Origin of the sequence: Paractinoplanes rishiriensis, from assembly GCF_016862375.1 — a bacterium.
GTDB classification, from domain to species: Bacteria; Actinomycetota; Actinomycetes; order Mycobacteriales; family Micromonosporaceae; genus Actinoplanes; species Actinoplanes rishiriensis.
In genome coordinates this window covers 114,238-123,215 of record NZ_BOMV01000060.1, presented here as the reverse complement: position 1 = coordinate 123,215, position 8,978 = coordinate 114,238, and the positions used below count along the sequence as shown (strand labels likewise).

Genomic DNA, 8,978 nt, shown 5'->3' with positions numbered 1-8,978 from the left:
CGGCCTCGTTCGATCCGGGGTTGGGTTCGATGCTGCTCACTTGCCACCCTCCCGCAGGTGCGGCTGCAACTTCATCCAGTTCTCGATGCGCAGCTGCTCCTCGCGGCCTTCCTTGACGGCCTGGGTCCACTCGGCACGGCGGGCCTTGTCCACCCGGTACGACGAGGGCATGGCGCCGGGGGCGACGATCGGCATGTTGCCGGCCGCCTTGCGAGCCTCGAGCATCTTGCGGCCGTTCGGGCCGAGCGGCTGGGCCATGACCTTCTCGCGCATCTTGAGGATGGCGTCGATCAGCATCTCCGGCCGCGGCGGGCAGCCCGGCAGGTAGATGTCGACCGGGACGATGTGGTCCACGCCCTGCACGATCGCGTAGTTGTTGAACATGCCGCCGGATGAGGCGCAGACGCCCATCGAGATCACCGAGCGTGGCTCGGGCATCTGGTCGTAGATCTGGCGCACCACCGGGGCCATCTTCTGGCTCACCCGGCCGGCCACGATCATCAGGTCGGCCTGGCGGGGCGAGGCCCGGAAGACCTCCATGCCCCAGCGGCCCAGATCGTAGTGCGGGCCGCCGGCCGCCATCATCTCGATGGCGCAGCAGGCGAGGCCGAAGGTAGCTCCCCAGAACGAGGACTTGCGTGCCCAGTTGGACAGCTTCTCGACGGAGGTCAGCAGGATCCCGGCGGGGAGTTTCTCTTCGATTCCCATGTCACATCAGTCCCAGTTGAGTCCGCCACGCCGCCACACATACGTGTATGCGATGAAGACGGTGACGATGAACAGGACCATTTCCACGAACCCGAACAGGCCGAGCGCCTCGAAGGACACGGCCCACGGGTACAGGAAGATGGTCTCGATGTCGAAGATGATGAACAGCATCGCGGTCAGGTAGAACTTCACCGGGAAGCGCCCGCCGCCGATCGGCTGCGGCGCCGGCTCGATCCCGCACTCGTACGCGTCGAGTTTCGCCCGGTTGTAACGCTTCGGCCCGACGATCGGCGCGATCGACACCGAGAACAACGCGAAGAGCGCACCGAGGATCAGCAACCCGACGATCGGGACGTAAGGATTGATCGTCATGTTCTCTCCTGCTGAGGTGATAGCCACTTCACACTATTAATCCGATTCAGCGAGACCGCGACCGGGGTAGCCAAGCTGCTCATACCGCGGGCGCCACCTTCGTGAGTCCATTGATGATGCGGTCCATGGCGTCGCCGCCACGCGGATCGGTCAGGTTGGCCAGCAGCTTGAGGACGAACCGCATCAGCGTCGGGTGCGGCATGCCGTGCTTGGTGGCGATCCGCATGATCTGCGGGTTGCCGATCAGCTTCACGAATACCCCACCGAGCCGGTAGTAGCCGCCGAAACGCAGGCTCAACTCGGCCGGATATGCCCGCAGGGCGCGCTCCCGGTCGGCGCCGGCCGGCCGGGCCAGCGCCTGGACGGCCACCTCGGCGGCCAGTTCGCCGGACTCCATGGCGTACGCGATGCCCTCACCGTTCATCGGGTTGACCATGCCGCCGGAGTCGCCGACCAGCATGAGTCCGCGGGTGTAGTGCGGCACCCGGTTGAAGCCCATCGGCAGCGCGGCACCCAGGATCGGGCCGTCCGCATTGGTCTCGTCGCGCATGCCCCAGTCGGCGGGCGTGCCGGCCAGCCAGTCGGTGAGCATGTTCCGGTAGTTCGTGCGGCCGAACGCGCTGGACGAGTTGAGAATGCCGAGTCCCACGTTCACCCGGCCGTCACCGAGGCCGAAAATCCAGCCGTAGCCCGGCAGCAGCCGGTCGCGGTCGGAGGCGCTGCGCAGTTCCAGCCAGGACTCGAGGTAATCGTCGTCGGCACGGGCCGGCGAGTGGTAATAGCGCCGGACCGCCACGCCGAGCGGGCGGTCGTCGCGTTTGGTCAGACCCATGGCCAGCGGCAGCTTGCCGGAGACGCCGTCGGCCGCGATCACCAGGGGCGCCCGGTATTCCACCGGTTCCTTGCCCGCGCCCACATTGGCGCTGACGCCGACCGCGTGGCCGTCCTCGTCGAGGATCGGGCCGGTGACGGTCACCCCGGTGCGCAGCAGCGCGCCGGCCTCGACCGCGCGCTTGGCCAGCATGTCGTCGAAGTCGAGCCGGGTGCGGACCAGGCCGTAGTTGGGGAAGCTGGCCAGGTCGGGCCAGTCCAGTTCGAGACGGACGCCGCCGCCGATCACCCGCAGGCCCCGGTTCTGCAGCCAACCGGCCTTTTCGGAGGTGTCCACACCCATCCGGACGAGCTGCCGCACGGCCCGCGGGGTCAGACCGTCACCGCACACCTTCTCGCGCGGGAACTCGGTCTTCTCCAGCAACAGGACCCGCAGGCCGTGCCGCGCCATGTGATATGCGGCCGCCGAGCCGCCGGGACCCGCCCCGACGACGATCACATCGGCCTCGTCGCCAATTGCGTCGGACGGTTCCGCGGGCCCGGTTACTTCTGGGTTGTGCACGGCACACCTCCGTCTCGTGCGGGCTCGTGAAACAGTTCACAAGCACGCCCAGATCGGAGTCTAAGACGGCCATTGAAGCTCGTTCGGGTTAGGCAACCCTAACTGTTCTGAGCCGGTGAAATGCCCGATCCGCTCTCCGTCAAGTCCCGCTCGGCAGGGTCCAGGTACTCACGAAACGTACCGCCCATTGCCCGGTCGAGAGCGGCGATCAGCTCATCTACTAGGTCTTGAGCCAGTTCCGGGTCCTGCGCGGCCACCATCCGGATCCGGGCGGCCAGCTCCATGCCGCGGCGCTCGCCCGCTTCGTTCTCATCGATGGCGATGTCGATGTCGGTGTCCTCAAGCTGTCCGAAGGTCGTCATAACCGCAGCAAAACAGGATGAAAGGAGTTTTGCTGCTAAATGACCGTTTTATACCCGAGTAGCGCGATGAAGAGCCACAATACCGCCGCTCAGATTCCGCCACGCTACCCGGGTCCACGGCTCCGACGCGGCAATCCGGGCGGCGAGGGCGGCCTGGTCGGGCCAGGCGCGGATCGACTCGGCGAGATAGACGTACGCGTCCGGATTGGTCGCCACCCCGCGCGCCACCGCCGGCAGCGAGCGCATCAGGTACTGCAGGTAGACGGTGCGGAAAGCGGCGTTGGTGGGGTGGCTGAACTCGCACACCACCAGCCGTCCGCCGGGCCGGGTCACCCGGGCGAACTCGGCCAGCGCCGCCTCGGTGTCCACCACGTTGCGCAGCGCGAAGGAGATCGTCACGGCGTCGAACACGGAGTCCGCGAACGGCAGCCGGAGCGCGTCGCCGGCCAGCAGCGGCACGGCGGGCCGCACCCGGCGCCCGGCCTGGAGCATGCCGATCGAAATGTCGGCGCCGGCCGCGAACGCGCCCGACCGGGCCAGTTCCTCGGTCGAGATCCCGGTACCAGCGCCCACGTCCAGGACCCGTTCGCCCGGACGCAGCCCGAGCGCGGCCCGGGTGGCCCGGCGCCAGCCCCGGTCCTGGCCGAAGGAGATCACGGTGTTGGTGAGGTCGTACCGCCGGGCCACGCCGTCGAACATCTCGGCGACCTCGTGCGGCTGCTTGTCCAGATCTGCGCGCGTCACGTTCGCAAGTCTCTCGCACCCGGGAGAAACAGAACGGGCGAGATGGTCACCCATCCCGCCCGTGCCTTGTGCGTTATATAAACGACCGCGATCGGTCGGGTCCGCGAGCGTCAGGTGCGCACCTGACGTTCCAGAAGTTCTCAGCCGTACGCGAGGAACCTAACCAGCGAGAACAGGGCGGTACAGAGGTTCACGCTCCTCGTTACGAAGGAGCAATCCGCCCCACACCGCTCTACCGACCCCCACCTGTCCGAACGGTCGAGAGCGACCCCCCAGGTGGGTTCTGGCTACTTGGCGTTTACGAGTGGCAACTGCTTGCGGGCCGCGCCGCCGCCGGGCATCGCGATCGAGGAGAAATGCGAGACCACGCGGTCGTCCGTGGGGTCGTCGGCCTCGGTGTGGTGCACCGCGAGGTGGCGGTAGAGGGTGTCGCGCTGCGCCGGGACGCGCTCGGCGGTGCGGATCATCCAGATCAGCTCGTGCAGGTTGGACCGGTGCCGGGCACCGGCCGAGGAGATCACGTTCTCCTCCAGCATGATCGAGCCGAGGTCGTCGACGCCCAGATGCAGCGACAGCTGGCCGACGTCCTTGCCGGTGGTCAGCCAGGACGCCTGCAGGTGCGCCACGTTGTCGAAGAACAGCCGGGACACCGCGATGAAGCGCAGGTATTCCATGGCGCTGGCCTGGGTGCGGCCCTTGAGGTGGTTGTTTTCCGGCTGGTAGGTCCACGGGATGAACGCCCGGAAGCCGCCGACCTCCCGTCCAACCGCCCCGACCACCGCCCTTGACCGGACTGAAGACTCGTCAAATCTCTCGACCGGCTCGTCCCGGTAGCCGTTCGCGACGGCGAGGTCCTGGACCTCGCGGATCATCCGGATGTGCTCGATCCGCTCGGCGTTCGTCTCGCCGGTGCCCATCATCATGGTCGCGGTCGAGGACAGGCCGTTGCGGTGCGCCACCGCCATCACCTCGAGCCAGCGGGCGCCGCTCTCCTTGAGCGGCGCGATCGCCTTGCGCGGCCGGTCCGGCAGCATCTCGGCACCCGCTCCGGCGATCGAGTCGAGGCCGGCGGCCTTGATCCGGACCACCGCCTCCTCGATCGAGACGCCGGAGACCTTGGCCATGTGCAGGATCTCGCTCGGGCCGATCGAGTGGATGGCCAGCTGCGGATAGGCGCCCTTGACCGAGGAGAACAGGTTTTCGTAGTACTCCACGCCGTACTCGGGGTGGTGGCCGCCCTGCAGCATCACCTGGGTGGCACCGAGGTCGACCGCCTCGCCGCACCGGCGCAGGATCTCGTCCATCGGGTGCGACCAGCCCTCGGCGTGCTTCGGCGCGCGGTAGAAGGCACAGAACTTGCACGCCGTGACGCACACGTTCGTGTAGTTGATGTTGCGGTCGATCAGATAGGTGACGATCCCGTCCGGGTAGCGACGGCGCCGGACCGCGTCGGCCGCCTCGCCCAGCGCGTGGAAGGGCGCCTCGGTGTAGAGCAGCAGCGCCTCGTCCGGCGTGATCCGCTCGCCGTCCGCGCCGCGTTGCAGGATGCTGTCGATCTCCGGGTTTCCCGTCACCTTTCGAAGACTACGTCCCCGTCCGATCGGGCGTCAGCGGCGAGGGTCACGGTCGTTACTCTCGATGCGTTCGTCAGGGGGTGGGAGTGCAGGTCTTACACGGCTGCTGGGTGCCCGGGAGCGGGCTCGCGCTCTGGTCCGAGGGCGGTTCGGTCGAAGACATACCGGACGCGGAGCCGGCCACGCTGCGGCTGACGCTGCCGGGTAACACGCGTGGCCCGGCACCGTCCCCGGAGAGCGGTCTCGAGCCGCCGAGCCGGGGCGTCAAGCTGCGCCCGTACGACATCCCGGTCTTGATCGTCCCGGCCGGACGGGCGCTCACCACCCTCGCCGCCGTGGCCGACCCCGACCCGGAAAACCCCTGGCAGGCCGGCTCCTCGCTGCGCTACCTCGGGGTGCTCGCCGGTTTCGCCTGCGACCTGGCCCGGCGCGGCCGGATGCTGCCGCAGTTGGTCATCGAGGGCGGCGTGCCGGCCGGGCGCTGGCGGCCGGTGCTCACCGGCGGCGACGCGGCCACCTACCGGGACTTCGCCGCCGGGATGCCGCCGGCGGTGCGGGCGACCGGCACCGGACTGGCCCGCACCCTGCGCGACGCCCTGGACGCGCTGGTCGACGACGCGGCCCGGCAGGTGATGCCGGAGCGCATCCTGCACGGCCACCGGGCCGGGCCCAAGGGACCACTGCCGGACCGGTGGATCGCGGCGCTGACCGCGGACGACCCGGCGCTGCCCGGTGCCCGCCCGGACGAGGTGCGCGAGCTGGGCGCGGCCCTCGGCGACTGGATGCGCGCCGCGAACGAGGCAAACGGGCCGATCCGGGTGAGCTTCCGGCTCAGCGAGCCGCTGCCCGGCTCGGACGCGTGGGGCCTCGAGTTCGCCCTCCAGTCCGCCGAGGACCCCAGCCTCTATCTGCCGGCCGCCGAGGTCTGGGCGGGCGCCCGGTTCCCGGGGATGCCGGCCCGGCCGGACGAGACCCTGCTGGCCGGGCTGGGCCGGGCGGTCCGCCTGTTCCGGTTGCTGCACCTGGCGCTGGCCGATCAGCGGCCGGCCGGCATGGAACTGGACACCGGCGAGGCGCACGACTTCCTGCGCCAGGCCGCGCCGCTGCTCCAGGCGGCCGGGTTCGGCGTACAGCTGCCGGCCTGGGCCGGGCGCAAGGCGGTCGGGCTGAAACTCACCACCCGCAGCCGGTCCAAGCAGAGCAAGAGCCGGGCGGTGGCGGCCTCCGGCTTCGGCCTCGAGCAGCTCGTCGACTTCCGGATCGACCTGGTGATCGGCGACGGGGTGGTGACCGCCGAGGAGCTGGCCGAGCTGGCCCGGCTCAAGGTGCCGCTGGTGCGAGTGCGCGGCCAGTGGGTCGAGCTGGACGACCGGCAGCTCAAGGCGGCCCTGCGGGCGGTGGACCGCCGCCGCGAGGGCGAGCTGACCGCCGGCGAGGTGCTCCAGCAGGTGATCGACGGCGGCGACGAGGACCTGCCGCTGGTCGAGGTGGACGCCGACGGGATGCTCGGCGACCTGCTGTCCGGTCAGGCGGCCGAGCGGATCGAGCCGCTGCCGACGCCGATCGGGTTCCAGGGAAAGCTGCGGCCGTACCAGGAACGCGGGCTGTCCTGGCTGCACTTCCTGGCCCGGCTCGGGCTGGGCGGCATCCTGGCCGACGACATGGGCCTCGGCAAGACCGCGCAGACCCTGTCGCTGCTGCTGACCGAGCGGGCCGACGGCGCGACGCCGGCACCGACACTGCTCATCTGTCCGATGTCTCTGGTGAGCAACTGGCAGAAGGAAGCGGCCCGGTTCGCGCCGAGCCTGCGAGTGTACGTCCATCATGGTGGTTCGCGCCGCCGGGACGGGATCGACGACGCCGACCTGGTGCTCACCACGTACGGCACCGCAGTCCGCGATCTGTCCACATTGCGCGGCGTGGAGTGGGCCCGGGTGGTGTGCGACGAGGCACAGGCCATCAAGAACAGCGGCACCCGGCAGGCGCAGGCGGTGCGCGCCATCCCGGCCGGCACCCGGCTGGCGCTGACCGGCACCCCGGTGGAAAATCACCTGGCCGAGCTGTGGTCCATCATGGACTTCTGCAATCCGGGCCTGCTCGGGCCGGCCAAGCGGTTCCGCCGCCGGTTCCAGGAGCCGATCGAGGTACGCCAGGACGAGGACGCCGCGGCCGCGCTCAAGCGGGCCACCGGCCCGTTCGTGCTGCGCCGGCTCAAGACCGACAAGACGATCATCTCGGACCTGCCGGAGAAGAACGAGATGAAGGTCTGGTGCACGCTCACCGAGGAGCAGGCCACGCTCTACCAGGCCGTGGTCGAGGACATGATGTCCGCGATCGAGGGCAGCGAGGGCATCCAGCGCCGTGGCAACGTGCTGGCCGCCATGACCAAGCTCAAGCAGGTCTGCAACCACCCGGTGCATCTGCTCAAGGACGGCTCGCGGCTGCCGTCGCGGTCCGGCAAACTGGCCCGGCTCGAGGAGTTGGCCGCCGAGATCGTCGAGGACGGCGACAAGGCCCTGGTCTTCACCCAGTACGCCGAGTGGGGCGCGCTCCTGCAGCCGTACCTGGCCGCGCATCTCGACCGCCCGGTGCTGTGGCTCCACGGTGGACTGACCAAGGCCAAGCGCGACGACCTGGTCGAGCGATTTCAGACCGACGACGAACCGATGCTGTTCCTGCTGTCGCTCAAGGCGGCCGGCACCGGCCTCAACCTCACCGCCGCCAACCACGTCGTCCACTTTGACCGGTGGTGGAATCCGGCGGTCGAGGATCAGGCCACCGACCGCGCGTTCCGGATTGGACAGTCGCGCAACGTGCAGGTGCGCAAGTTCATCTGCACCGGCACGCTGGAGGAGAAGATCGACGCGATGATCGAGCGGAAGAAGGCGCTCGCCTCGTCGGTGGTCGGCACCGGCGAGGAGTGGATCTCCGAGCTGAACACCGACCAGCTGCGCGAGTTGTTCGAGCTCGACCGGACGGCGGTGCGCTGAGATGCCGTTCAACCGCAAGGGCGAGTTCTTCGAGGGCGGCAAGCCGATCGAGGTCGACGGTGGCATCGCGGTGCGCGCCAAGCGCGGCCAGATCGGCGAACAGTGGTGGTCGCGGCGGTTCGTCGACGTGCTGGAGCGGGTCTGCGACGGCGGCCGGCTGGCCCGCGGGCGGGCCTACGCCCGCAAGGGCCAGGTGATGGATTTCGCACTCACGCCGGGCCGGGTCACGGCCCGGGTGCAAGGATCAAGACCGCAGCCGTACGCCGTGACGATCCGCATCGCAGCGTTCGACGAGACAGAGTGGACGGACCTGACCGAAGCCCTCGGCAGCCGCGCCCTGTATCGCGCCGCATTGCTGGCCGGTGAGATGCCGCACGAGATCGTCGACCTGTTCGCCGAACACGACCTGCCGCTGTTCCCGGACGACCTGCGCATCGAGTGCAGCTGTCCGGATTGGAGTGTTCCCTGCAAGCACGGTTCGGCGGTGCTCTACGTGCTGGCCGAGGCGTTCGACGACGACCCGTTCCTGGTGCTGGCCTGGCGCGGCCGCAACCGGGACGAACTGCTCGACGCGCTGCGCGGCACGCCGGAACCGGTGGACCCGGTTGACCCGCTCGCCGTCGACGAGACGCCGCTGCCGGACAAGCCGGCCGACTTCTACTCCCCCGCGATCAGCCTCGGCCGCCTGCGGGAACGCCCGGCCCGGGTGACCGCGCCGCCGGAGTTGCTGCTGCGCGCGCTCGACCCGCCGCCGGTGCGGGTGCGGCACATCCCGCTGGTCGATCTGCTCCGCCCGGCGTACCGCGACCTGGCCGATCCGAAGGATTGACCGGCC

Annotated in this window: 8 protein-coding genes; 2 read left to right on the top strand and 6 right to left on the bottom strand. The window is 69.5% G+C overall.

Translation table 11 applies throughout. The annotated features are described in order from the left end of the window. Positions 1-36 precede the first annotated feature (36 nt). The 6 genes from Ari01nite_RS28350 to mqnC all read right to left on the bottom strand — a co-directional run bounded on the left by Ari01nite_RS28350 (position 37) and on the right by mqnC (position 5,153). On the bottom strand, positions 37-708 hold the full coding sequence (locus Ari01nite_RS28350; RefSeq protein ID WP_203785247.1) for a NuoB/complex I 20 kDa subunit family protein: 672 nt from the start codon (positions 706-708) through the stop codon (positions 37-39). 6 nt (positions 709-714) lie between these two features. Continuing rightward, positions 715-1,080 carry an NADH-quinone oxidoreductase subunit A gene (locus Ari01nite_RS28345; protein ID WP_203785246.1) on the bottom strand — a complete coding sequence of 122 codons (366 nt, stop codon included), beginning with the start codon at positions 1,078-1,080 and terminating at the stop codon, positions 715-717. A gap of 79 nt (positions 1,081-1,159) precedes the next feature. After that, the gene (locus Ari01nite_RS28340) at positions 1,160-2,410 is read right to left on the bottom strand and encodes a geranylgeranyl reductase family protein (protein WP_239163095.1); all 1,251 of its coding nucleotides are present in this window, start codon (positions 2,408-2,410) and stop codon (positions 1,160-1,162) included. A gap of 161 nt (positions 2,411-2,571) precedes the next feature. Beyond that, complete coding sequence (locus Ari01nite_RS28335) at positions 2,572-2,835, bottom strand: hypothetical protein (protein ID WP_203785245.1); 264 nt, start codon at positions 2,833-2,835, stop codon at positions 2,572-2,574. Positions 2,836-2,883: 48 nt separating this feature from the next. Continuing rightward, a complete protein-coding gene (locus Ari01nite_RS28330) occupies positions 2,884-3,633 on the bottom strand; it encodes a demethylmenaquinone methyltransferase (RefSeq protein WP_203785244.1) in 750 nt (249 codons plus the stop codon). Between the two features lie 233 nt (positions 3,634-3,866). Next, a complete protein-coding gene (gene mqnC / locus Ari01nite_RS28325) occupies positions 3,867-5,153 on the bottom strand; it encodes a cyclic dehypoxanthinyl futalosine synthase (protein ID WP_203785243.1) in 1,287 nt (428 codons plus the stop codon). An 86-nt stretch (positions 5,154-5,239) separates the two neighbouring features. Here mqnC and Ari01nite_RS28320 point away from each other — a divergent pair, with 86 nt between their 5' ends. Together Ari01nite_RS28320 and Ari01nite_RS28315 are read left to right on the top strand one after the other, a co-directional pair. Further along, positions 5,240-8,143, top strand: a complete 2,904-nt coding sequence (locus Ari01nite_RS28320) for a DEAD/DEAH box helicase (protein WP_203785242.1) — start codon at positions 5,240-5,242, stop codon at positions 8,141-8,143. Position 8,144: 1 nt separating this feature from the next. After that, positions 8,145-8,972 carry an SWIM zinc finger family protein gene (locus Ari01nite_RS28315; protein WP_203785241.1) on the top strand — a complete coding sequence of 276 codons (828 nt, stop codon included), beginning with the start codon at positions 8,145-8,147 and terminating at the stop codon, positions 8,970-8,972. The last annotated feature ends 6 nt before the right edge of the window (positions 8,973-8,978 follow it).

Coding starts and splice junctions, on each gene's coding strand:
- Ari01nite_RS28350 (WP_203785247.1), bottom strand. CDS start 708: ATGGGAATCGAAGAGAAACTCCCCGCCGGGATCCTGCTGACCTCCGTC.
- Ari01nite_RS28345 (WP_203785246.1), bottom strand. CDS start 1,080: ATGACGATCAATCCTTACGTCCCGATCGTCGGGTTGCTGATCCTCGGT.
- Ari01nite_RS28335 (WP_203785245.1), bottom strand. CDS start 2,835: ATGACGACCTTCGGACAGCTTGAGGACACCGACATCGACATCGCCATC.
- Ari01nite_RS28330 (WP_203785244.1), bottom strand. CDS start 3,633: ATGGGTGACCATCTCGCCCGTTCTGTTTCTCCCGGGTGCGAGAGACTT.
- Ari01nite_RS28315 (WP_203785241.1), top strand. CDS start 8,145: ATGCCGTTCAACCGCAAGGGCGAGTTCTTCGAGGGCGGCAAGCCGATC.